This is a genomic window from Flavobacterium panacagri (assembly GCF_030378165.1).
Lineage (GTDB): Bacteria > Bacteroidota > Bacteroidia > Flavobacteriales > Flavobacteriaceae > Flavobacterium > Flavobacterium panacagri.
Genome location: NZ_CP119766.1, coordinates 5,539,933 through 5,564,697, shown reverse-complemented (window position 1 = coordinate 5,564,697; position 24,765 = coordinate 5,539,933). Strand labels below are relative to the sequence as shown.

General features: G+C 33.9%; 15 protein-coding genes and 1 tRNA gene. 7 read left to right on the top strand and 9 right to left on the bottom strand.

All coding sequences use genetic code 11. The features are described from left to right. The first annotated feature begins 118 nt into the window (after positions 1–118). On the top strand, positions 119–400 hold the full coding sequence (locus P2W65_RS23550) for a hypothetical protein (RefSeq protein WP_179002819.1): 282 nt from the start codon (positions 119–121) through the stop codon (positions 398–400). Between the two features lie 213 nt (positions 401–613). Here the strand turns inward: P2W65_RS23550 and purL are convergent, their stop codons facing one another. Further along, positions 614–4,267: a phosphoribosylformylglycinamidine synthase gene (gene purL / locus P2W65_RS23545; RefSeq protein WP_289661916.1), complete on the bottom strand. Its 3,654-nt coding sequence runs from the start codon at positions 4,265–4,267 to the stop codon at positions 614–616. A gap of 527 nt (positions 4,268–4,794) precedes the next feature. Next, a complete protein-coding gene (locus tag P2W65_RS23540) occupies positions 4,795–6,306 on the bottom strand; it encodes a hypothetical protein (RefSeq protein ID WP_289661915.1) in 1,512 nt (503 codons plus the stop codon). A gap of 279 nt (positions 6,307–6,585) precedes the next feature. Here P2W65_RS23540 and P2W65_RS23535 point away from each other — a divergent pair, with 279 nt between their 5' ends. The 6 genes from P2W65_RS23535 (at position 6,586) to P2W65_RS23510 (ending at position 14,032) form a co-directional block, all read left to right on the top strand. Beyond that, the gene (locus P2W65_RS23535) at positions 6,586–7,017 is read left to right on the top strand and encodes a PaaI family thioesterase (RefSeq protein WP_179002822.1); all 432 of its coding nucleotides are present in this window, start codon (positions 6,586–6,588) and stop codon (positions 7,015–7,017) included. A gap of 3 nt (positions 7,018–7,020) precedes the next feature. Further along, the gene (locus P2W65_RS23530; RefSeq protein ID WP_289661914.1) at positions 7,021–8,097 is read left to right on the top strand and encodes a chorismate-binding protein; all 1,077 of its coding nucleotides are present in this window, start codon (positions 7,021–7,023) and stop codon (positions 8,095–8,097) included. A 75-nt stretch (positions 8,098–8,172) separates the two neighbouring features. After that, on the top strand, positions 8,173–8,889 hold the full coding sequence (bshB1, locus tag P2W65_RS23525; protein ID WP_179002824.1) for a bacillithiol biosynthesis deacetylase BshB1: 717 nt from the start codon (positions 8,173–8,175) through the stop codon (positions 8,887–8,889). A 77-nt stretch (positions 8,890–8,966) separates the two neighbouring features. Further along, positions 8,967–9,040, top strand: a tRNA-His gene (locus P2W65_RS23520). A gap of 547 nt (positions 9,041–9,587) precedes the next feature. Beyond that, entirely contained in the window at positions 9,588–12,662 is a 3,075-nt protein-coding gene (locus P2W65_RS23515) for a SusC/RagA family TonB-linked outer membrane protein (RefSeq protein ID WP_289661913.1), read from the top strand. 11 nt (positions 12,663–12,673) lie between these two features. Next, positions 12,674–14,032, top strand: coding sequence for a RagB/SusD family nutrient uptake outer membrane protein (locus P2W65_RS23510; RefSeq protein WP_289661912.1), 1,359 nt, complete (start codon positions 12,674–12,676; stop codon positions 14,030–14,032). Between the two features lie 266 nt (positions 14,033–14,298). On the opposite strand, the gene ypfJ is transcribed toward P2W65_RS23510, so the two are convergent. The 7 genes from ypfJ to P2W65_RS23475 all read right to left on the bottom strand — a co-directional run bounded on the left by ypfJ (position 14,299) and on the right by P2W65_RS23475 (position 24,712). After that, positions 14,299–15,153 (bottom strand): KPN_02809 family neutral zinc metallopeptidase, encoded by an 855-nt coding sequence (gene ypfJ / locus P2W65_RS23505; RefSeq protein WP_289661910.1) that lies wholly within the window; start codon positions 15,151–15,153, stop codon positions 14,299–14,301. 176 nt (positions 15,154–15,329) lie between these two features. Further along, on the bottom strand, positions 15,330–19,382 hold the full coding sequence (locus tag P2W65_RS23500) for a PAS domain S-box protein (protein WP_289661908.1): 4,053 nt from the start codon (positions 19,380–19,382) through the stop codon (positions 15,330–15,332). 89 nt (positions 19,383–19,471) lie between these two features. Then, positions 19,472–20,266, bottom strand: a complete 795-nt coding sequence (locus tag P2W65_RS23495) for a DUF2189 domain-containing protein (protein ID WP_289661906.1) — start codon at positions 20,264–20,266, stop codon at positions 19,472–19,474. A gap of 121 nt (positions 20,267–20,387) precedes the next feature. Further along, positions 20,388–21,716, bottom strand: a complete 1,329-nt coding sequence (locus tag P2W65_RS23490) for an aldehyde dehydrogenase (protein WP_289661905.1) — start codon at positions 21,714–21,716, stop codon at positions 20,388–20,390. Positions 21,717–21,792: 76 nt separating this feature from the next. Next, positions 21,793–22,482 carry an RluA family pseudouridine synthase gene (locus P2W65_RS23485; protein ID WP_289661904.1) on the bottom strand — a complete coding sequence of 230 codons (690 nt, stop codon included), beginning with the start codon at positions 22,480–22,482 and terminating at the stop codon, positions 21,793–21,795. Positions 22,483–22,650: 168 nt separating this feature from the next. Next, on the bottom strand, positions 22,651–23,469 hold the full coding sequence (gene panB / locus P2W65_RS23480; RefSeq protein ID WP_289661902.1) for a 3-methyl-2-oxobutanoate hydroxymethyltransferase: 819 nt from the start codon (positions 23,467–23,469) through the stop codon (positions 22,651–22,653). A gap of 52 nt (positions 23,470–23,521) precedes the next feature. Then, entirely contained in the window at positions 23,522–24,712 is a 1,191-nt protein-coding gene (locus tag P2W65_RS23475; protein WP_289661901.1) for an SH3 domain-containing protein, read from the bottom strand. Positions 24,713–24,765: the final 53 nt, after the last annotated feature.

The window sequence follows — 24,765 nt, the reverse complement described above, 5'->3', positions numbered from 1 at the left end:
CCCCTTTCAAAAACAGGAAAATGTATAGATTAATTCAAAAGGTCAAATCTTACTTTTATCCCGATAGAATGCGGAAGCCGAAAAGCAAAAGAGTAGGCCCTATATAAACTAAAATACTATGGAAACTGCTTTTTTCTTAGCGATGGGCTGGTGCGGTACAAAATATCCAGGCTGGTGGCGGCATTTTTTGAAGAAACCTCCAATTCCGGAACCAGAGCCTTGGTGGATTATTTCGACTATTGGTTTGGGCTTAATTGCCGGACTTGCAGGAGGAACGGTTTTTAGCATGGTGATTCGCGAAAGTCAATATTTCTCCGGACAAGCAGCAATTGCTTCTGGATTATTTGCTTTTGGCACTGCTAATATTGTAACCGGAATTGCAACAGCTTTTAAGGATTGAAAATATAGAAATGCTTCGACATATTTGGGGATAGTTGTCGTGGTGTTTTTTTTAGCCACGAATTCACGAATTATTTTTTTATAGTTATAGATTAAATGATTTCGACGAATTATTATCTATTTAAAATAAAATAAAATAAAATAATTCGTGAATTCGTGGCTATCAAAAAAAAGCGCCCGATAAATTAGGGCGCTTTTCATAAAAATATATTTCTTAGTTTTTCTCAATCCATTTTCTGGCATTGACAAAAGCTTCGTGCCAAGGCGTAACCTCGTCATTTCTGTCTTTTGGATAATGCGCCCAGTTCCATTGGAAAGTCGAACGCTCAATATGAGGCATCATAACCAAATGTCTTCCTGTTTTGTCACACATCATTGCTGTGTTGTAATCAGAACCATTAGGGTTTGCAGGATAACCTTCGTAAGCATATTTAGAAACAATGTTGTATTGGTCTTCTGCATAAGGCAATTTGAATTTACCTTCTCCGTGAGAAACCCAAACTCCTAAAGTACTTCCTGCTAAAGTAGACAACATCACAGAGTTGTTTTCTTGAACTGTTACAGAAGTAAAGATACTTTCGTGTTTATTACTTTCGTTATGGTGCATTTTTCCGTGAACTTCGTGTTCTGGATTAATCACTTCCAATTCCATAAACAACTGGCATCCGTTACAGATTCCAACAGAAAGTGTATCTTCTCTTTTGAAGAAATTATCTAAAGTTGTTTTTGCTTTCTCGTTGTACAAGAAAGCTCCAGCCCAGCCTTTAGCAGAACCTAAAACGTCAGAGTTAGAGAATCCACCAACAGCACCAATAAACTGAATATCTTCTAAAGTTTCACGTCCAGAAATTAAATCTGTCATGTGAACATCTTTTACATCAAATCCAGCCAAGTACATTGCATTTGCCATTTCACGCTCAGAATTACTTCCTTTTTCACGAATAATAGCCGCTTTTGGTCTTGGTTTAGAATTATCGATTTCTGGTTTTTTTCCTGTAAAATGTGCAGGGAAAGTATAATTTAAAACCTGATTTTTATAGTTTTCAAAACGAGCTTTTGCTGTTCCGTTTTTAGATTGTTTTTGATCTAATAAATAAGAAGTTTCAAACCAAACGTCTCTGTAAGTTGGAATATCTAATTTGTAATCTCCAATTTCTAAAGTTGCAGTATTTTGAACTGAACCAATTTTGAAGAATTCGATGTTGTTTGCATTTAATTTCGCTTCAACAACTGCATCAGATTTTGCTTGGAAAACGATTCCGATGTTTTCAGCGAAAAGGATTTTCAATAAGTCTTTTTCCGCGAAAGCGCTGAAATCAATTTTTGCTCCAAGATTCACATCAGCAAAACACAATTCTAATAAAGTTGTAATTAAACCACCACTTCCGATATCGTGACCTGCTAAAATTTGGCTTTCTCCGATTAATTCCTGAATGGTATTAAATGCATTTTTGAAGAAAGAAGCATCTTTAATTGTAGATGTTTCGTTTCCTATTGTGTTTCTGATTTGTGCAAAAGAAGAACCTCCCAATTTGAAATCATCTTGAGACAAATTGATATAATAAATAGAATCTCCGTTTTTCTGTAAAACTGGTTCAACTACTTTTCTAATATCAGTACAGTTTCCTCCAGCCGAAATAATAACCGTTCCCGGTGCGATTACTTCGTCGTTTGGATATTTTTGTTTCATCGAAAGTGAATCTTTTCCTGTCGGAATATTGATTCCCAATTCGATTGCAAATTCTGAACAACCTTCAACAGCAGCGTATAAACGAGCGTCTTCACCTTCGTTTTTACAAGCCCACATCCAGTTGGCAGATAATGAAATACCTTTTAAACCATCTTTAATCGGAGCCCAAACAATGTTTGATAATGATTCGGCGATCGCATTTCTAGACCCAGCAACTGGATCAATCAAAGCAGCAATAGGAGCGTGTCCGATAGAAGTTGCAATACCTTCTTTCCCTAAATAATCCAAAGCCATAACGCCGACATTATTCAAAGGCAATTGTAACGGACCTGCATTTTGCTGTTTAGCCACTTTTCCTCCAACACAACGGTCCACTTTGTTTGTCAACCAGTCTTTTGAAGCAACAGCTTCTAAACGTAAAACGTCTTTTAAATAGCTTTCGAAGTCATTTGCTGCATAAGCAATAGCAGCATATTTTCTATCAATCGTTTTGTCTGTCATAACCGTTTTTGGAGAACTTCCGAAGAAATCTTCTAAAGCATAATCCATCGGTTTTGAACCATTTGATTTTGATTCGAATGTAAAACGGTGATCTCCCGTTACATCTCCAACCTGATACATTGGCGAACGCTCTCTATCAGCAATTCTTTGCAAAGTATCAATATCTTTTTGACCAATAACCAATCCCATTCTTTCCTGAGATTCGTTACCAATAATTTCTTTTGCAGAAAGAGTAGGGTCTCCAACTGGTAATTTATCTAAATCGATCAAACCTCCAGTTTCTTCCACCAATTCAGAAAGACAGTTTAAGTGTCCTCCAGCTCCGTGATCGTGAATAGAAACAATTGGATTATTGTCACTTTCAACTAAACCGCGAATCGCGTTTGCAGCACGTTTTTGCATTTCAGGATTGGAACGCTGAATCGCATTTAACTCAATTCCTGAACCGAAAGCTCCAGTATCTGCAGAAGAAACTGCAGCACCACCCATTCCGATTCTATAATTTTCTCCACCAAGAATTACGATTTTATCGCCTTCTTGTGGTTTCTTTTTAATGGATTGATCTAGTTTTCCGTATCCAATTCCTCCCGCTTGCATGATCACTTTATCGTAACCAATTTTGCGGTCGTTTTCTGAATGTTCGAAAGTTAAAACTGAACCTGTAATTAACGGCTGACCAAATTTATTTCCGAAATCAGAAGCTCCGTTTGAAGCTTTGATCAAAATATCCATTGGTGTTTGGTACAACCATTTTCTTGCTTCAAGAGCATTTTCCCATTTTCTATCTTCTTTCAAGCGAGAATATGAAGTCATGTAAACTGCAGTTCCTGCTAATGGCAAAGAACCTTGACCTCCAGCTAAACGGTCACGAATTTCTCCTCCAGAACCTGTTGCAGCTCCGTTGAATGGCTCAACTGTTGTTGGGAAATTGTGTGTTTCGGCTTTTAATGAGATAACCGAATCGAATTCTTTTATTTCGTAAAAATCAGGTTTGTCTGCCGATTTTGGTGCAAATTGCTGCACTTTTGGTCCTTTTACAAAAGCAACGTTGTCTTTGTAAGCCGACACAATATCGTTAGGATTTTCCTGAGATGTTTTTTTGATTAATTTGAAAAGAGAAGTTTCTTTTTCTTCACCGTCAATAACAAAAGTTCCGTTGAAGATTTTGTGACGGCAGTGTTCTGAGTTTGCTTGTGAGAAAGCGAAAATCTCAGAATCAGTTAATTTTCTTCCAAGTTTAGTCGAAAGATTGTTTAAGTAATCAACTTCTTCTTCGCTTAAAGCTAAACCTTCAACTTTGTTGTAAGCAGCAATATCATCAATTTCCAGAATTGGTTCTGGCTGAATGTTAATAGTGAAGATTTCTTGATCTAATTCGTTGAATTTTTGAGAAAGCATTGGATCAAAATCAGTAAAATCCTCCGTTGCAGGATGAAATTCCTCGATTCTGATAATGCCAGAAATTCCCATGTTTTGAGTAATTTCTACAGCATTTGTACTCCAAGGTGTAATCATAGTTGCGCGTGGTCCAACAAAAAAACCTGGCAATGCAGATTTCTCGATCTTATTCGCGTCGGCAAAAAGCCAGTTTAATTTTGAAATGTCTTGAGCTGAAATTTCGTTTTGCGTTTGTACGGCAAAAACAGTTTTGCTTTGGTTTTCAAAGAAATGGATCATTTGTGTAGTTTGTTGTATTGAGCTGCAAATTTAGTCAATCTAAACCGAAAAAAAAAGCAACAATAAGTGCCTTTTTAATTATTTATTTTTACTCTTTTTTGCCCTGAAAATGCAATTTTTTTGCTGTTTATTTCAGTTGAAATTTAACATTTTTTGATTTTTAATTTTTGCTTGTAAACGTTTGGTGTTTTTAAAATTTCAATCGAAAAAGGACTTCATGATAAGGAAGATATTCTTAAAATTTAATTACAAATTTTTCTAAAGTAAATCCGAGAAATTTGCAGAATGAGGATGTTTTTTTGCCACGAAGGCGCTAAGGCGCAAAGTTTTTTTATATCAACCGCAAAGATTTTCGTCATTTTTTGTCATTTCGACGAAGGAGAAATCTCCACAAGAAGCTCGACAAAGATTGGATTCTCTTTGCGGAGTTACTCGCGAAGATTTCTCCTCCGTCGAAATGACAAACTATTCGGACACTTTGCTAAAAAAAACTTTGCGCCTTAGCGCCTTCGTGGCAAAAAAAAAAACTACTTAGGGAAATCTTGATTCTGATAAGCACCCAAATCCGGTGGAGAAGTTCTGGTTAATCCTAAAATATCCAACGGAATGAGATACACCTGATTTCCTTTCGCGAAAGCGGCAGAAGTTTTATCAATATTGAATTTGTTTTCAGAAGGTTTGTAAAACTTCGGATTTTCGTTTAGAATGATATTGCTGTAATGTTCTGTATCTGTTTTAAACTGATAAAGCGGATTTGTAGAGGAACTGCTGAATTTTAAAAGACAATTGTTTAATTGATAAACAAAAGGAGAATTAGCATTTTTACTCAAATTAAATTCGTTTGTACTGGATCCATAAATAATACAGTTATTAAAAGTAGCTTGAGTTAGCGCATTTGATTCTGGAACTGCTCCAGTTAACGAATTGCTCAAACTAACCGCAAATTGCGAAGGAGCTGACCAATTGTTATTGAAAGTACAATGTGTGAATTTGTAATTTCCGCCATAAACGCAAGATAAACTCGCTAAACCAGCATAATTAATCACGATGTTTTCTCCAGTAATCTGCGCATTTTGAGCTAAAATTCCATATTCAACACAATTATAAATCTGAGTATTCTGAATTGTAATGTTGTTAAGTGGATTTTTAAAATCTAAACCAACAACTGCATTTTTCAAAGTCAAATGATTGATATTATGATTCATGCTTCCGTTTGCAAATAGAACCGATTTCCATTGTCCAGGGATATCAGAATAAAGGGATTCTAAACGATCGCCTTCAAAAATAACTTCATTTTCGAGTTTATCTGTTGTAGAAGTGGTTCCGTTAATTTGTAAAGAAGCCTTGTTTCCAATATATAAACCAGAGTTGGCGTGGAAGTGTACTCTTGCACCGGCTTCAAAAATTACGGTTTTATTTTCTGGAACTCCAGCATAGCCATATATTACGTAAGGTTTTTGCTTCGTAAAAATGAGTTCGTTTCCATTTTCAGGGTCATTTTCATTTAGATAAAATCCGTCGACATCTTTACCTTCAATTTTTATTTTTTCTTTTGTTCCGTCTGGATTTTGATTCGGATATAAAAAAACAGCATCCTGAATCAAGGTAACCAAAGCTACTTCCTGAAGATTCGCACCGCTGTCAAACTGGATTTCATCGGTATATAAAAAATCGGTCGGATTGGCGTCTGTAATATCGGCGGTGGTTTCTATAAAAATGTAGAGACTGTCTTTTGCTAAAAGCGTAACATCTTTAAAAATCTTTCCGTTGTCTCCTGTCATTCCGTCGACGGTCATTCTGTATTTAGAATTTAAACCTTTTTTAAGCTGTACAATCGGAATTGAAATATCGTTTTTGCTTCGATTGTAAACTTTTAATTGGTACGTGCTTGAACCAATATTTTTAAAAACGGTATCTAAATAAACAGTGTCTTTTGAAAACTTCAAATCTCCAGTACTGACAACAGTATCAAAATCAGTTCTACAAGAACTAAAAGCTAGAATTAAACCCAGAAAAAAGATTGTAAAGTATTGACGCATTTAAAATATATTTTTTTAGCCACGAATTCACGAATTATTTTAAATAAAAATTCGTGAATTGCTTCGACTATTCGCTATCGCTCGAGTCGTGGCGAATAAATTGTACAATCACGGATTTTTTTTTAATCAGTGGCAAAAAAAAGCCAAAGATTGATTTTGATTGTTTTTGTAAAAATAACAAAAAACCTACATGTTTGAAGTTGAATTTTAAATTTTTGAATCTGATTTAAGATTCATGTCTTATCTTTCTTTAATTTTACGATTTTAAAGATTATTTTAATGAATTACACAAAAGAGCAGATTTTAGCGCGCTGCAATGAGTTTTCTAAAAACACATTAATGGAAACGCTGAAAATTGAATATATCGACGCCGGAGAAGATTTTTTAACTGCAAAAATGCCTGTAAACCCAAGCGTTCATCAACCAATGGGATTATTGCACGGTGGCGCCTCTGTAGCTTTGGCAGAAAGTGTAGGGAGTGCGGCTTCTTTCTTTTTTATTAATCCGAAAGAGCAGGAGGTAAGAGGCATCGAAATTTCAGCAAATCATCTGAAAAGTATTCGTGAAGGTTATGTTTTTGGTACAGCCAGAATTATTCATAAAGGAAGAAGCCTTCATTTGTGGGAAATCAAAATTACAGATGAAGAAGGGAATTTGGTTTCGCTTTGCAAATTGACGAATATGGTTTTGGAAAGAAAGAAAAGGGAATAAATTATGAATCCATTTTTCTTAAAAATTAAAAATCATAAAGAACAAAATTTACCTTTTGTACTTTATTCAAAACCCAACTCCGCTAATCTAGTTGGAATTTTACAACAGAATAATGATTTAAATACTGTTTCAGATTACAGTGAAAAAGGGTTTGTTTTTGCTTCCTTTGATGAAAAACAGCTGATTCTAATTCCTGAAAATGAATCTGAAATTATTACTTCAGAAAAAGAACCGACTTCATTTGAACCAATCGAAATTGACGATTTGAGTTTTGATCCTGAAGCTAAATTCCAATACGAATATTTAGTCGCTCAGGGAATTCAGGCAATTAAAAACGAGGAATTTAAAAAAGTGGTTTTATCGAGAAGTGAAGAAGTGCTTCTGGCCGAATTTGATTTTATTGAAACTTTCCAGCATTTGGTTCAATTATATCCTGCGACATTCTGTTATTGTTTTTTTCATCCAAAAGTTGGATTTTGGATGGGAGCAACACCTGAAAAACTTTTAAAAGCAAATGGAAATGTTTTTGAAACCATGGCTTTGGCGGGAACACAGAAAGATAATCAGCAAACTGAAATTGTCTGGGAGCAGAAAGAAAAAGACGAACAGCAGTTTGTAACCGATTTTATCGTAAAAAGGCTTCGCGAGTTTGCAGCATCGGTTGTAGTTTCTGAGCCTTATAGTTTAAAAGCAGGTTCCATCTGGCATATTAAAACCGATATTTCGGGAGTTTTAAAAGAGAATTCGACTTTGGAAGAAGTAATTGATACACTTCATCCAACGCCGGCGGTCTGCGGTTTGCCAAAGAAAAAAGCAAAAGCATTTATTATAGAAAACGAAAATTACAACCGTACTTTTTACAGTGGTTTCTTGGGAGAATTAAACAGCAGTTTTGCAGGAAACAATTCAAGTTCTGATTTATTCGTAAATTTACGAAGCATACAGATTCAGGAAAATAAAGCCATTTTATATATGGGATGCGGTATCACAAAAGAAAGCATTCCTGAAAAAGAATGGGAAGAAAGCGTCAATAAATCGATGACGATGAAAAGAGTTTTGAGAAAAGAAAAAAGAGAATAGAACAAAGAAAATAGATAAAAGATCAATTTGATTTTTCAGAATTGTAATTGATTTTTGACATTGATATTAAAAATTATGAAACTAGACATATTAGCCTTTGGCGCACATCCAGACGATGTAGAATTGGGGTGCGCGGGAACCATTTTAAAAGAAGTATCACTTGGGAAAAAAGTAGGAATAGTTGATTTAACGCGTGGCGAATTAGGAACGCGCGGAACAGCTGAAACTAGAGATCAAGAAGCAAAAGATGCTGCAAAGATTTTAGGAGTTGAAGTACGCGAGAATTTGGCAATGCGTGATGGATTTTTTGTGAATGACGAGAAACATCAATTAGAAGTCATAAAAATGATTCGCAAGTACAAGCCAGAAATCGTATTGTGCAACGCGATCGATGATCGCCATATTGATCACGGAAAAGGAAGCAAATTAGTTTCGGATGCTTGCTTTTTATCTGGTTTGATGAAAATCGAAACTTCAATTGATGGCGAGAAACAAGAAGCTTGGAGGCCGAAAGTAGTGTATCATTATATTCAGTGGAAAAATATTACTCCAGATTTCGTCGTAGACATAACAGGATTTGAAAAAAAGAAAGTAGAAGCAATTTCGGCCTATAAGACCCAATTTTATGATCCAAATTCAAAAGAACCTGCTACGCCAATTACCAGTAAAAACTTCTTTGAAAGTTTAAATTATCGTGCGCAGGACTTAGGAAGGCTGGTTGGGAAAGATTTTGCCGAAGGATTTACTGTTGAAAGATGTTTGGCAGTCAATAGTTTAGAAAATTTGATTTAATTTTTATAAAAATTTTTCATTTTTTTCTTTGTAGAACTCAACCTTTGTTCTATATTTGCACTCGCTAAGCAAAAATGGTGGTTGTAGCTCAGCTGGTTAGAGTAGCGGTTTGTGGTGCCGCGGGTCGCCGGTTCGAACCCGGTCAGCCACCCAGATTTAAAGCCTTGAAGAAATTCAAGGCTTTTTTTGTTTTCGCCCGAAAACAAATTTCAATATTCAAAATCCCTAATTTCAAACAATCTTAGAATCCAAAAAGGAAAATACTATCGTTTTTTATTTTTTTAATAGTAACGATATCAAATTTGATTTAAAGGTTTTTGAAAGTACTGACTTGAAGTAATTATTTGAAAGAGTTACTTTCATGTACCTCCAATATTTTCATTATACCATTTACATAGAAAACGCTTTACTTACTAATGCTTTTAATTCTATTCTTAAAGTCTTGATTAAGATTTAAGGAAACGGCATATCCATTTCATTATCCTAAGTTTTATTTAACTCTTTAGCTGTACACTTTTTGTTAAAAAAATCCATTTATTTTTTTATTGGAAAAAAGAACTTATATTTGGTTTTTTAAATTGGAAAACCAATTTGGAAAACCAAATTAATTTGAATTGATTTTCTTTCATCACTTTAAAACTGGAAGGATGTACAATTATATTGCTTGCTAACTAAAAAACAAACCAAAAAAGTAAATTATGAATTTAAAGGTTAAATTTTCATTGCTCATTATTTTACTGTTTAATGCGGGGGTATTTGCTCAGAGCAAATATGCATTAAAAGGAAAAATAACTTCAGCTTCAGACAAGACTCCCATTCCAGGAGCTAATGTAGTGGTAACAAATTCTAAGGGAGGAACCACTACTGATTTTGACGGCGTTTATTCAATTTCAGTTTCAGCCGGAGATAAAGTACAATTTAGCTGTATAGGCTATACTTCACAAACTATTACAATTACCAATCAAACCGTTTTGAATGTGACTTTGGCCGAAGCTCAAAATCAATTATATCAAGTGGTTGTAATTGGTTACGGTACTCAAAAGAAGAAAAATATCACGGGTTCTGTATCAAAAGTAACCAATAAAGACTTAGATCAAATTCCAGTTTCACGTGTTGATGACGCTTTGCAGGGACAAGTTTCGGGTGTAAATATCCAGCAGACAAACCCATCGGCGGGGGCAGCTCCAACTATTAAAGTTAGGGGGCAGGGATCTATTTCTTTTAATGCTAATCCGTTAATTGTATTAGATGGAATTGCAGTTGGTAATGATGGAGATTTCTTGGGGAGTATTGATATGAATACGGTCGAATCTGTTGAAGTTTTAAAAGATGCCTCATCATCTTCTATCTACGGTTCCAGAGGTGCTAACGGAGTTATAATGATTACTACTAAAAAAGGTAAAGAAGAACCAACCAAGTTTAATTACAATACTTATACGGGGTACAAGTTTGTGCCAAGAACAAATATTTTATCTACTCCAGATAAATGGGCTCAATATGTATCAAGCAGTAATAATGGTGTTTTGACAGATGAAATGAAAATGGTTCAGGCATTAGGCACTTATACAAACTGGGAGAAAGAAATATATGATGGAGGTTATATTACAGATCATAATTTATCGGTCAGCGGCGGTACAAAAAATACAAAATTTAGAGCGTCGCTTGGATATACTAATGACGAAGGTGTGCAGTTGACCGATAACTATAAAAAAATGAATGCCAGTGTGAATTTAGATTCCAAAGCAGATAAATTAGAGTTTGGCATTATGCTTAACCCATCGATTACACAACAAAGATCTTTGGCAAATTCAAATTTAAATGCTATTCGCCAGCAGCCTTGGCTTCCTATTCGTTTAGATGAGCATTCTATTCAGTTTGTAAATACTTACCAATTTCCTAATGTAAAAGTGGGGGATTATGCCGAAGAACGTTTCTTTGTAAACTATGATCTGACTACAGGGAAACCAAGAGCAGATAAACTTGGAACTTCTATTGGTGTTACAGGCGATGGAAATCCTTATGCTTCATTGGTAGAAGCAGATTATGAGACACGTCAGACTAAACTTATTGGTAATACTTATTTTAAATTTAATTTCACAGATCATTTTAATTTTAAACAAACTATTGGGGGCGATTACAGAAACATTGTAAATGATAACCGTACTGGAGTTTTGGCAACAAAAAACTATGCCGGTGATGTAAGTACTTCCTATAACTCTACTACTGTAAACCACGTTGCTGGAGAGAGTATTTTTAGTTATAATAATGATTTTGGAAGACACTCTATAGCCGCTGTTGCTGGTTTTACTTTTGAACACTGGAATTCTGAATTTGTGAATTTAAGAGGATCAGGGTATGTAAATGATTATATAGAAACTATTCCTTCTGCAAATGTTGGTGTTGGTGGCGGTTCTATGTCTAAAACAGAAGAAAAATTAGTTTCTTATCTAACAAGAGTTAATTATTCTTTCGATGATAGATATCTACTATCAGTAAGTTTCAGGTCGGACGGAAGCTCTAAATTTGGACCGAATAAGAAATTCGGATATTTTCCTGCTGCTTCTTTGGGATGGAGAGTGTCAAATGAGCAGTTTTTAAAAGAAAGTAATTTTGTTAAAGATCTTAAATTACGAGTGAGTTATGGACAAACGGGAAGCAACTCAGGAATTGGAGAATATGCACATCTTGGATTGGTAAATCCTATTAGTACTTCGTTAACAGGTGTTTCAAACGGATATAATGTTTCTAATATTTCAAATCCAGATTTAGGATGGGAAAAATTAGTAGAATTTAACCCAGGATTAGATGCCAGTATTTTTGGAGGCATTTTAAATATATCACTTGATTACTATATCAGAACGAGTAAAGATTTATTATTAGATCTTCCGGTTCCTGGAGTAACAGGATTTAACAGCGCTTTAGTAAATAAAGGTAAAGTTGAAAACCGTGGTTTTGAGTTGGAATTACGTTCTACCATTCTTAAAAATGAAAACTTCTCTTGGAATGCCTCAGCTTTATTTACTCACAATAAAAACACTTTACTTGATTTTGCCGGTTCAAACGGTCTGATTAGTGTAATTGAATCAAAACGTCCAGCAGAGTGGATTGCTCTTGAAGGTCATCCTATATCTTCGTTTTATGGTTATGTAGTTTCAAAAGAAATTCAGCCTCAATATATTAAAAATCCGCTTTATCCAATCAATTCGCAATCACAGTCTGTTTATGTGAAAGATTTGAATGGAGATGGTAAAATTGATGGCGATGACCGAACTATTTTAGGAAATCCTTATCCAGATTTGGTGTGGAGTTTTTCCAACAACCTAAAATATAAAAATATTGATTTTAGTTTTATGTTCCAAGGATCTCATGGTGCCAAAGTTAGAAACATAGACTCACAATATATTAAAAACGAATTTGGTAATAATGCAGGAACTGTCCCAAGTTTTCCAGATACAGGTTTAGTAAGAGAAAGAATTTACACAAATTTAGATATTCAGGATGCATCTTATATAGCCTTACGAAATATCAATTTAGGGTATAGCTTTTCAAAGGATAATCTTAAAAATTTCGGAATAAGCCGACTTCGTTTATATACCGCTGCCCAGAATTTATTATATATCATGGCAAAAAATTATGAAGGATATAACCCAGAAGGAATTTTACCTACAACGGGTGCAGGATCGCTTCCTTCATCTCCAATAACTTATGGTTATCAAAAAGGAGCAGCGCCAATTTACAAAACAGTATCAATTGGTTTAAATGTTGAATTTTAAAAATTAAGAAAATGAAAAATACAAAGTATAAATTTTTTGGATTATTAATGATTTTAGGTTTTTCAGTTTCTTGCTCTAAAGAAGACTTGGACTTAGCACCAATATCAGCTATATCAGATACAAAATATTTTAATAATGATTCAGATGTTTTAGGGGCTGTTATTGCAATTTATGATGGATTACAAGCTGTGCCAATGAATGAATTTGCTTTAACTGAAATGCGATCAGACAATGGGAAGACAGCTTTGCATGAAGGAGAATGGAAACAATTAGAAACTTTTGAAGTACTTCCAACAAACTCTGTGGTTGCGGGATATTGGAGTGTAAATTACAATGTTATTTTTAGGGCAAATACGGTTTTGGAACATTTAAATGTGGTTTCTGATGCAACTAAAAAAATGAATTATGATGGAGAAGCGAAATTTGCAAGAGCATTGGCACATTTTAATTTAGTTCGTGCTTTTGGGGAAGTTCCTGTAATTGATAAAGTAGTTGGAATTAAAGACACCAAATATTTCGCCAAAAAATCACTTACAGAAGTGTATGACCTAATTCAAAGTGATTTGACTACTGCTATTAATGAACTTCCAGTAAAATCGGCTACTTCTTTTGGAAGAGCTACAAAACAGGCCGCTCAAGGGATATTAGCAAAAGTATATTTGACACAAAAAAAATACGATTTAGCATTGCCATTATTGGCAGCATTAGTTGCGGATACACAATACAGCTTACAGGCGAACTATAAAGATGTTTTCTATAACGAGAAAAACGATGAAATTCTATTTGCTATTCCGTATTCTAATGATAGCGCTACAGAAAGCCAGAGTTTTTCTTATGAAATGACAGTAGGTCAGGCAAGTGGTTTAAACTTTGTGACAGATGATTTTGCCGCTTTTATGAAAGCCGATCCTCTTGATAAGCGTATAGCAGTAAATATTAATTCTGCGATACCAACTCAAAACGGAAAATATTTACGTACATCAACTTCGCCTAGATTGGCCGGAAATGATTGGCTTGTTTTACGTTTAGCCGATGTGTATTTAATGTATACGGAAGCGATTATGGGAACTGCCACATCTACAACAGATGCCAATGCAATTAAATACTATGATAAAGTACGCAATAGAGCATTTGTAATTCCGGTAACAAGTACTTCAATAACAAAAATAGCATTGTTAAATCAAAGAAGAGCTGAACTTGCCTATGAAAATCAAAGGTTGTATGATCTAATTAGGTTTGATATGGCGCAAAGCGTACTATCTGTCTATTCATCTACTTTTCAAGGGCCAAAAGATTTATTATTGCCAATTCCACAAGTTGAGATAAATATCAGTGGAGGAATGTTAGTTCAGAATCCGTTATATAATTAAAAAATCAGATCATTAAGCAGGAATTGATGTATTTACACCCTATAATAGTATAAAATTCATCTGAAGTTCTTTTCTATGAGATTTCCTAACATTCTCAATTTAATTCTGCAATACTGCATTTTTATAGAAAATGTCGGATAAATTGTCACGAAAATTTAGTCAATATATAGAGATAAACTGTGAGTTATGCAAAGAACAGTTTTTTAAAAAAAAGCCCGATTATAAAGTCGGGCTTTTCTGGTGGTTAATATATTTGGTTTTATGTATTATCTGATTTCTTCAAAGGTTGTACCTTGTTTAATATCTCCGGTTTTAAACCCTCTATTAAACCAATACATTCTTTGTTCTGATGTTCCGTGAGTAAAAGAATCTGGAACAATATGTCCCTGCATTTTACTTTGAATGGCATCGTCACCCACTGCGCTTGCGGCACTTAATGCTTCTTCAATATCTCCTGCCTCAAGTTTTTCCTGATTATCATGAGCCCAAACTCCAGCATAGAAGTCTGCTTGTAATTCTAAAGCTACGGATAGTTTGTTAGCTTCGGCTTCACTTTTTCCTTGCTGTTCCTGACGCATTTTGGCGGACGTTCCCAGTAAAGTTTGTATGTGATGTCCAATTTCATGTGCAATTACATAAGCAATAGCGAAATCGCCTCCTTTTGCGCCAAATTTGGTTTTTAATTCTTCAAAAAAGTCTAAATCCATATACACTTTTCGATCGCCAGGACAATAAAAAGGTCCAGATGCTGACGATGCGCCTCCGCAAGCTGTTTGTACAGCTCCTTTAAAAAGTACTAATTTAGGTTTTTCATAAGTCATGCCATGTTCTGCAAAGATTTTTGTCCATGTATCTTCGTTATAAGCTAGCATTGCTCTAACAAAGTTCCCCATTTCTTCATCTTCCTTGCTTAATGGAGCTGCAGCTTCAGTCTGTTGACCTTGCCCGCCTTGTAGTTGTTCTAAAATAGGAGCTATCTGCTGACCTGTTTCACCTCCAAAAACGTTCAGAAGTAAAACAATAATACCAATTACGCCACCGCCAATTATGGCTTTACCGCCACCGCTAATGGATCTTCGATCTTCTACGTTATCACTTTGTCTGCTGCCTCGCCATTTCATATTGAATTGTTTTTTAACTTGTTATAAAAGGGTATACGAATTTATAGATTTTTTATGAAAAAATTTAGATTTAGATAAATTTAGTTTTTAGTCACAGTCTTGGTTTCCAGCCTCGGTTTTCAGTCGGAATTGCTGGTAACGGTTTCAAACTGAAAACGGAGACTGATAACTAAAAATTATCCAAGCCATTTAATCAAGGTCTCTTCGACGCTGCCTTTCATGATTGGTTTTGAAATATAATCATCCATTCCGGCAGAAATACATTTATTTCGTTCATCTTTTTCTGCTCCTGCTGTAACAGCGATAATTGGAATATCTCTTCCTTTTTTTGTGTTTCTAATAGCTCTTGTGGTTTCATAACCATTCATAATCGGCATTTGAATATCCATAAAAACAATAGTCGGATTTATCTTTTCAAATTGTTGAATGGCTTCATATCCATTTTCACATTCGTGAATGTATGCATTGTTGTAGAGGTTTTTTATAATTGTCTTTAAAAGTAACATGTTTACTTTATTGTCTTCAACAATTAAGAAAGTAATGGTGTTGTCGTTGGGTTCCATGTCCTCAGAATCCAATTCGATATTTAAACTTTTCAGTTCAGCATTGTATTTATCGTTTATGCTTTGATTACTTGTTTTTAGATTTAAATCAAAGAAAAAGTTACTTCCTACGTTTATTGTACTTTCCAATTGCAGACGGCTTTCCATTAGTGCCAATAATTGATTGGAAATGGTTAAACCTAATCCTGTGCCTCCAAATTTTCTTGTTGTAGAACTGTCTTCTTGCGAAAATGCTTTAAAGATTTTTTTCTGGTTCTTTTCTAAAATCCCAATTCCAGTATCAACTACAGAAAAACGAATTATACAATTGTTGTTTTTCTTCTTTTCTAAAACGGTGACATTTAGTTTGATAGAGCCTTCAGTAGTAAATTTGACGGCATTTGAAAGCAGGTTAATCAAAATTTGCTTGATTCTGACAATATCTGTCCAAATGTATTTAGGAACATCTGGATCAATATTTAATTCCAATTCCAGATTTTTTTGATTGGATTCGTAAACAATTAAATCGAAAACTTGCCCGAGAACTTTTTTAATGTCATAAAGATCAATAAAGAGTTCTAATTTTCCAGCTTCAATTTTAGAGAAATCCAGAATATCATTGATGATTTCAAGTAAAGAATGAGCCGATTGATTAATCGTGGTCATATATTTTTCCTGAATTTCTTCCAATTCGGTTTTCATTAATAAATGAGTAAAACCAATAATTCCATTAAGAGGAGTTCTAATTTCGTGCGACATATTGGCTAGGAAATCAGATTTGGATTTGTTTGCTGCTTCCGCTAATTGTTTGGCCTTTATGGCGTCTTCAATCTCTTTTTTGTTGGTAATATCGAAATAGATACCGCCCACAAATTCTATTTCATCGTCTCTTTTTATGACATCCCCAAATTCTTCTACCCAAATATATTCGCCAGATTTGCGCTTTATACGATAGACATTATGAAGAGGCATTCCTTTTTGTAAATTGTCAATCTGATTGTTGATGACTTCATCTTTATCATCATGATGAATTAAAGAAAGAAACGATAAATTATTCTCTATAAATTCTGATTTAGAATAGCCGGTTAAGTTTAAAACTTCATCATTTAAAAAGATTTTGGTCGAAAATGCATCAAACTTAGATAAATAAACAGTTCCGGGAATGTTATTGGCAATCAGTTTGAATTTTTCTTCACTTTCTACAATTTTAGTCTCATTTCGATTTCTTTCTAAAGCAGATGAAATATTATTAGCTAAAACCTGAAAGATATAGATTTCTTCTTCAGACCATCTTTTTTCTTTAGTACAATCGTCAAAACCAATAAAACCGGTAAAGATATCATTAATATATAATGGTAAAATTAGAATAGATTTGATCTCATTATTAATCAGCAGGGTTTTAAAGAATCCTTCGTTAAGATGGCGGGTTAGCGTATTTAGAATTTTTTTCTGCTGCGCAGCCTCATAGATTTCCTTTAGATTTTCTTCGGTCATGTGACGCAAAGGAGTGATTTGGTGCTCTATGCCTTCTCGCGACCATTTGTATTTTTGACTGACAGTATTGTAAATCGGATCTTTTTCATAATAATACATATGATCTACTTTGGCAGCTTTTCCAATTATATCATAGGTTTCCTGGAACATTTGCTGTGTTGTCTTGCTGAGTAAGAATTTCTCTGTGCAAGAGGAAAGTGCAGATAAAAGATTACTTTTGAATTCTAGTTTTCTTTCTGCTTCTAAACGCATCTGGGAAGAAATAGCGAGAGAAATAACATCTGAGATGGTTCTGGCATAATTGATGTCTTCATTGTCCCACTCGCGTTTTTTTTCGGTACTTTCAAAACAAACTACTCCTGCCAGCTGTCCTGTTAGAAAAATTGGAACATCTAACATTGATTTGATGTTATTTTTGGTGAAGTATAATTTTTCAAATTCAGATGTTTCTAATTTATTAAAGACATCTGGCGCATTGATAATGGCTTTTTTACTTAAGGTTTCAAAGTAAATAGGATATGATTCTTTGTTTAGGATATTTTTGTCACTTAAGTTTTGATTATCAAGACTGAAAAGATTCTTGCAGGTAATCAAATCCTTATGATATTTCCAAAAACTAACGCGATTGACACGACTAATTAAGGCTGCTTCTTTTAGAATAAGATCAATAACAGTGTTTAATTTGTCGTATTTGCTAAAATCGGTTGTAGATAATTTTTTGGTCGAATTATTATAGGCTTCAATTTTTTTAAGACGTTTCTTTTTTTCTTTTTCAATATTCTTTTTCTCAGTAATATCTCTTGCAATTCCGGAAAAACCTGTTGTTTGGCCTAAGTCGTTTCTGCGAACAATAATTTTCTGAGAAATCCATATTTGTTCCCCGTTTTTCTTTAAAATCGGAATTTCTATTACTGGATAATTATTTTCATTGAGAACTAAATTTTCATAAAAATCAACAGCACTATTGATGTAATGTTCATGAATGATATTGGAATAATGTTTATTGATGATTTCGTTTTCAGAATAGCCAAGGATTGAAAAACCAAATTCGTTTATAAACGTAAAATAACCTTCTGGATTAATTTCAAAAATAATATCGGTTGCAGTCTGAATTAGATTTTTGTACTGATCCTGAACAAGAATTTGCTCCGTAACATCTTGTCCAATGCTAATGATTAAATCATCAGAGAATTTTTTATCTTTCCATTGAATGTATTTAAACTCGCCGTTTTTATTTTTTAGTTTTCTGATGTAAAGCTTGTTTTCTTCATTGTTAATGGGTTTTAAATCTTCTATAAATGCAGAATCCTGGGTGAGTTCCCAAAACTTTAATCCCATTATTTCTTCAGGCTGATAACCTAGAATGGCTGTAATTGTTTCACTGCTAAATAATATTTCACCTTTTTGATTTGAGGCAATGGTCAGGGAGTTTCCTTTGTGAACAATTTCGCTGGCAAATCTAAAATTATCACGATTGTTTAACAGTACAGCATATTTTACCTGATTTATTATGAAAATTAAGATACAGAAATTAATAAGTAAAATGGAAGATTTTATCGGAATGAGCTGAAACGTTATTGTGGCGATCAAAAACAGAAACGTAAGTCCAACAAAGAGCCAATAGATTTTGATTGGTTTAAGAATGCTGTAGGAAAAGAAAAAAGAAATTAAGAAAACAATGATTGGTACAACATCATTGGAAAGCATCACGATATTGAATGCTACATAAGAAATGTAAATAAAGAAAGAGAAAATAAAAATTTGCTGAATATGTTCTCTAAACCATTTTATTTTATCGGTTATCGAGTAGATTATAAGTACTGCAATACCAATTGAAACGTTGATAAATAAGAGACTTTTCGGTCTGATCTTAAAAATTTCATTTATAATTTCGATTACAATTACTGCAATACCAAAAAATAAGATATAAAGCTGATACTCTTTACTGATGGTATCTTGTTCTTTCTTTTTTTCAATGAAATATCCTATTTTGGCTTTAATCTTAAAAAATTGATAGACAAGCAATGACAGAAAAGCAAAAAGCGATAACCCTAAAACAATTAGTTTAGGGTTATTGTAAAAAATTATATCAGAGTCGAATACATACCATGCGGTCATAATTGATTCTAAGGTATTACCGATACAGGCAATTCCTGAAATAACCGAATTGAAAAAACTATAGTCTGCGGCCATAGAATTTGGGGTATGTTGGTTTAGTAAACGGTCTTTTGAAAAACCTAAAAAGAATTGGTTAATTTCTTTTAGAAAATAGTTTTTCTGTTTTAATCTACATTTGATTGTCCAATTGAATCAATTGAATCTTCTTCTCCATTTATTCCAAAAATTCCATAATAAGTGGCATAAATCATAGAACTGTTAAATACGACTGTAAAGATAATCCCAACGCAACACGCAAAAATACCAATTAACGAGCCAATAAAACCTATGATAAAAAATGCAAATATGTTAAGCGGATTTTTAGTAACAACAATAATACTTGCTTTGATTGCGTCTATGGCACTCAAATTTCCAAAAACAACTAATGGAATGGAAAGATACATAAAGTAAGAAACCATAAAGGAAATTACATTTCCAATATATAAAACTTCAAAACTGTCAATAAAATTAGCAAGAGCAGTTCCAACAAGAGCAGGAATAAAAGCTGCAACAAAAACTTGTCCAAAATATGGAGCTCTGTAATAACTGAAAATAGTTGAAACATTAAATTCGACATCTTTGTCTGCACAGTCTGCCATTTTTAAAAAACCTGCACCAAATGGTGCCGTGATTCCAGCTACTGCAGAAACAGCAACAGTTTGTATTACAAGTTCAATTTCGGTAAATTGCTGGTTTTCTAGGTCTAGTAAAAATTCTTTAGTAATACTGCCAACTCCAAAATAGGCAATCATAATTCCCATAAAGGCCATGGCTGCCAGAATAGAAAATACCAGGATGATAAGCCCGGAGTAAAGTGCTATTTTTTTATAATTTTCGAAGGCATGATTAAAAATGGTAGCAAAATCAAGGGAATAGCCATTTCTTTTAATGTCCTCAATTTGGGCAAAGGTAGATTTCATTTTTTACGTTAGATTGTTTAATAGACTTGTGATAATATAAAGGTATCTTGACGTAAATATAATATTTTTAATCAATTCCATATAAAAATCTATAAAACATTCTAAAATGATTTTAACTCCTTTACAGCCAGTCTAAAATTCGTTTAATAGAAGCCAATTTATCTTTGTAAGGCGCATATCGCATAGGCAAATCAAGCCAATTTCCTTTTTTGACGATCGCTTTATGATGCGAAAAAGTATCAAAGCTAAGCTGGCCGTGGTATGCGCCGATTCCACTATGGCCGACACCGCCAAAAGGCAGTCTTTTATTAGAGAAATGTACTACTGTATCGTTGACACATCCACCTCCAAAAGAGTATTTCGAAATTAATTTTTTGGTAAATGAATTATTTTCGCTGAAAATATAAAATGAAAGAGGTTTCTCATAGCGGCTTACAACGTTTTCTATGTCATTTTCGGTTTCATACGTAAGAATTGGCAAGATTGGACCAAAAATTTCTTCTTTCATAACGGGACTATCCAAATCAGGTTCTTCGAGTAAAGTTGGAGCAATGTATAATTTGTTGGCATCACTTTCACCACCAAACAGCACATTTTCATTTTGGATCATATTGGTTAATCGAAACCAATTTTTAGTATTTATAATACGGGCAAAATCAGGCGATTTGTCTATTTTTTTTCCGTAGGCTTTAAGAATTTCCTCGATTAAATAGGTTATAAAATTGACTTTCATGTTTTTCTGAACCAATATATAATCAGGAGCAATGCAAGTCTGACCAGCATTAATAAACTTTCCCCAGACAATTCGTTTTGCAGCAAGTTTTAGATCGGCAGTTTCATCAACAATACAAGGGTTTTTTCCGCCTAATTCTAAAGTAACTGGAGTAAGATTTTCAGCTGCGGCTTTTGCAACGATTTTTCCAACAGCAACACTTCCTGTAAAGAAAATATAATCCCAGCGCTGTGCTAGTAATTTATTAGAAATTTCTACACCGCCTTCAAAAACTTCTACATGATTGATATGAAAGGTTTTTTCGATAATTTTTGCAATTATAGCCGATGTGTGTGGGGTAAGTTCCGATGGTTTTAAAGTGACTTTGTTTCCAGCGGCAACTGCAGCAATCAAGGGACATAAAGCCAGTTGAAAAGGATAATTCCAAGGAGCAATAATTAAAACATTGCCATATGGCTCTTTATAAATATAGTCGCTGGAAGGAAAGTTAATAAGAGATGGAAAAACACGTTCAGGTTTTGCCCATGCTGTAATGTTTTTGATCGTGTTTTTAAGGTCAGAAATAACATAACTTGTTTCTGTAACAACGGCTTCAAACTCTGGTTTTTGAAAGTCATCGTATAAAGCTTTGATGATTAAATCTTCGCTTTTCTGAATGTTGTGTAACAACTTTTTCAGTGTTTCTTTTCGATACCCGATGTCACTTTTATAATCCATTTTTTCGATCAGCTTGTTTTTTCTCTATGCAAGTTAATCGATAAAAATTAAAAAATTAACAATTAAATCATAAAAATCATACAGCATTCCAAATTGGATCCTCTGGAGTAGGGGCAATAATTGTAATATTCTCTTTTGTAACAGGATGGACAAAAGTTAGTTTTCTAGCATGCAGATGAATACCGCCGTCAGGATTGCTTCGATCGGCTCCGTATTTTAAATCACCTTTAATAGGAGATCCAATTGCAGATAACTGCGCGCGGATTTGGTGATGACGACCTGTATGTAGATTGATCTCCAAAGCCGTATAATTTTGAAGTTCTTTGATAACTGTATAATCTAAGCTCGCTAACTTGCTGTCAGGAACTTCTTTTGAATGTGCTTTTGAAGTATTATTTTTTTCGTTTCTTTTTAAATAATGAACGAGTTTTGCTTTAGTTTCTTTCGGTTTGTTTTTCACAACTGCCCAATATGTTTTTTGGGTTTCACGATTACTGAACAATTCATTCATTCGAGACAAAGCTTTGCTTGTTCTGGCAAAAACGACAATTCCAGTTGTAGGTCTGTCCAAACGATGAATCACACCCAAAAAAACATCTCCCGGTTTATTGTATTTTTCTTTGATATATTCTCTCACAACATCAGACAGCGGTTTGTCACCCGTTTTGTCGCCTTGAACAATATCACCAACACGTTTATTGACCACAATTAAGTGATTGTCTTCGTGAAGAATTTGGAGATTATTTTTATCTGAAAGAATTTTCATTTTTTAATTAAAATTTGAATAGTAAAATTTAGGCTAAAGCTATATAGCAATTTAAAAATAAACCTCCAGCTTTAGCTGGAGGCAATTTATAAAACCTTTGTCACTTTGAATCTTTGTAACTAAAATTCTTAGAGCCTTAGTAACTTAGAACCTTAGCATCTCAAAAAATTAATATTGTTCTTTTTCGTTAGGAAAATCCTGAGACTTAACATCTGCAGCATATTGACCGATTGCTTTTGTCATTTCTTCGTATAAGTTTAAGTAACGACGCAAGAAACGCGGACTAAACTCATTATTCATTCCTAACATATCGTGAATTACTAAAACCTGACCGTCAACGCCTCCGCCGGCTCCAATTCCGATTACGGGAATCGAAATACTGTCTGCTACTTTTTTAGCAAGATCTGCTGGAATTTTTTCCAAGACCACGGCAAAACAACCTACTTTTTCAAGCATTTGAGCATCTTCAATTAATTTTTCAGCTTCTTCTTCCTCTTTTGCACGAACGCTGTACGTTCCAAATTTGTAGATTGATTGAGGAGTTAAACCTAAATGTCCCATAACTGGAATTCCAGCATGTAATATCTTTTTAATAGATTCTTTAATTTCTTTTCCGCCTTCTAATTTCACTGCGTGTCCACCGCTTTCTTTCATTATTCTGATGGAAGAACGAAGTGCTTCTTTTGGATCTGATTGGTAACTGCCAAAAGGTAAATCAACTACAACCAAAGCTCTTTCTACAGCACGAACTACAGATGAAGCATGATAGATCATTTGATCTAGCGTAATTGGCAGTGTCGTTTCGTGACCCGCCATAACATTTGATGCAGAATCACCCACTAAAATTACATCGACACCCGCAGTGTCAACAATTTTTGCCATTGTATAATCGTAAGCCGTAAGCATAGAGATTTTTTCTCCGTTGCTTTTCATTTCAATTAATGACTTTGTTGTGATTCTTTTATAATCTTTCTTTGCTACTGACATTTTATGTTTTTTTTTGAATATGTAAAAGTATTGAATAATTGTAAATGAGGAATCAGCAATAATAGAATATTTCGATAGAAAATAATTTTCCTTCTCTGAATTCTAATCGGAATTGACTGTCTTCCATTAAGATAAAGTATTTATGTGGTGATTTTAACGAAGCTTCAATATAAGTTCCATATTTTTCAATGAAAGCTTTTTCAGACAACGTATGATCCAAAATAGCGTTTGGATTGATAATAAATTTGTTGTTTTCGTTAATGAAAACTTTGATAATTTCTGCCTTGTTTAGTTTCTCATCAACAGAAGCTTCTAAATCTGGATAATAATAAAATAAGTCACTGGAATACAAACCACATTCATCTGAAATACGAGACTTTTTTGGCGGATTTCCAAAACTTTTAACCAATTCCGTTTGTGTTAAATACAATGATTTTGTTTTAACGCCTTTTAATGAATATTCCGATTTCTGTATAAAAGAACTGATTTGCTCTGGCGGTTTATGTTTGGATAAAGCTTTGGCTAAAACCATATTCAATTCCGTATCGGCGATTAATTTTGGATCGTTAATTTGTTTTATAACCTCATAATATCTTTGATAAGCAGGAACCAAATCATTGTAATTGCTATTCCAAGTCAATTCAACAATTCTTTCGCTGAGTGTTTTGCGTTCAGGAATTGCATTGACATCTAGTTTGTCAAAATCTTTTATAAGCGTTTCTAAATTAGGTCTTTGTCCTAGAAATTTTTGAAGTGTGAATTTCGCATATTCTTCATTAAAACCCCCGTTTATGTTAACCCATTCGTCTGGATTTACAGGAATGTAATTTACAGGAACTGGATCTCCATTAAAAAGAATTTCTCTAATTTTTGCATTTTTATCAGGTAAAGCCCTTGCTTTAAGTCCAGCTACAGTTACAAAAAGATGATTGCCACCGTAATAAGTATCGCCTCCTTCTAAAATGGGATTTTCGGTATCTCTAATTTTTACGTCTTTAGCATTAAGACTTTTAGCAATATATTTTTCCTGAATAAACCCTTCATTAAAATTATCTGCCTGTACTTTATGCCAGCCGTTTTGATTTTCTTCCAATAAACGAACCTCTGCCCCATATTTAAAATAACCTAAAAAAGAAGTAGAATTTGGAGAAGTATATAATCTTGTATCTGAATTTAGAAAATAACGTTGCTGCGAATGCAGTAAAACCGAGCAGAAAAAAAGTAAAAAGTAAAGTTTTTTCATGAAGTTGATTTATGTTTTTAGCCACGAATTACACAAATTTGCACTAATTTTTA

What these genes read in the sequence shown, in the direction of transcription:
- P2W65_RS23515 (WP_289661913.1), top strand. Translation starts at nt 9,588, where the DNA reads ATGAATTTAAAGGTTAAATTTTCATTGCTCATTATTTTACTGTTTAAT.
- P2W65_RS23530 (WP_289661914.1), top strand. Translation starts at nt 7,021, where the DNA reads ATGAATCCATTTTTCTTAAAAATTAAAAATCATAAAGAACAAAATTTA.
- purL (WP_289661916.1), bottom strand. Translation starts at nt 4,267, where the DNA reads ATGATCCATTTCTTTGAAAACCAAAGCAAAACTGTTTTTGCCGTACAA.
- P2W65_RS23540 (WP_289661915.1), bottom strand. Translation starts at nt 6,306, where the DNA reads ATGCGTCAATACTTTACAATCTTTTTTCTGGGTTTAATTCTAGCTTTT.
- P2W65_RS23485 (WP_289661904.1), bottom strand. Translation starts at nt 22,482, where the DNA reads ATGAAAATTCTTTCAGATAAAAATAATCTCCAAATTCTTCACGAAGAC.
- P2W65_RS23475 (WP_289661901.1), bottom strand. Translation starts at nt 24,712, where the DNA reads ATGAAAAAACTTTACTTTTTACTTTTTTTCTGCTCGGTTTTACTGCAT.
- P2W65_RS23510 (WP_289661912.1), top strand. Translation starts at nt 12,674, where the DNA reads ATGAAAAATACAAAGTATAAATTTTTTGGATTATTAATGATTTTAGGT.
- P2W65_RS23535 (WP_179002822.1), top strand. Translation starts at nt 6,586, where the DNA reads ATGAATTACACAAAAGAGCAGATTTTAGCGCGCTGCAATGAGTTTTCT.
- bshB1 (WP_179002824.1), top strand. Translation starts at nt 8,173, where the DNA reads ATGAAACTAGACATATTAGCCTTTGGCGCACATCCAGACGATGTAGAA.
- ypfJ (WP_289661910.1), bottom strand. Translation starts at nt 15,153, where the DNA reads ATGAAATGGCGAGGCAGCAGACAAAGTGATAACGTAGAAGATCGAAGA.
- panB (WP_289661902.1), bottom strand. Translation starts at nt 23,469, where the DNA reads ATGTCAGTAGCAAAGAAAGATTATAAAAGAATCACAACAAAGTCATTA.
- P2W65_RS23500 (WP_289661908.1), bottom strand. Translation starts at nt 19,382, where the DNA reads ATGGCCGCAGACTATAGTTTTTTCAATTCGGTTATTTCAGGAATTGCC.
- P2W65_RS23495 (WP_289661906.1), bottom strand. Translation starts at nt 20,266, where the DNA reads ATGAAATCTACCTTTGCCCAAATTGAGGACATTAAAAGAAATGGCTAT.
- P2W65_RS23550 (WP_179002819.1), top strand. Translation starts at nt 119, where the DNA reads ATGGAAACTGCTTTTTTCTTAGCGATGGGCTGGTGCGGTACAAAATAT.
- P2W65_RS23490 (WP_289661905.1), bottom strand. Translation starts at nt 21,716, where the DNA reads ATGGATTATAAAAGTGACATCGGGTATCGAAAAGAAACACTGAAAAAG.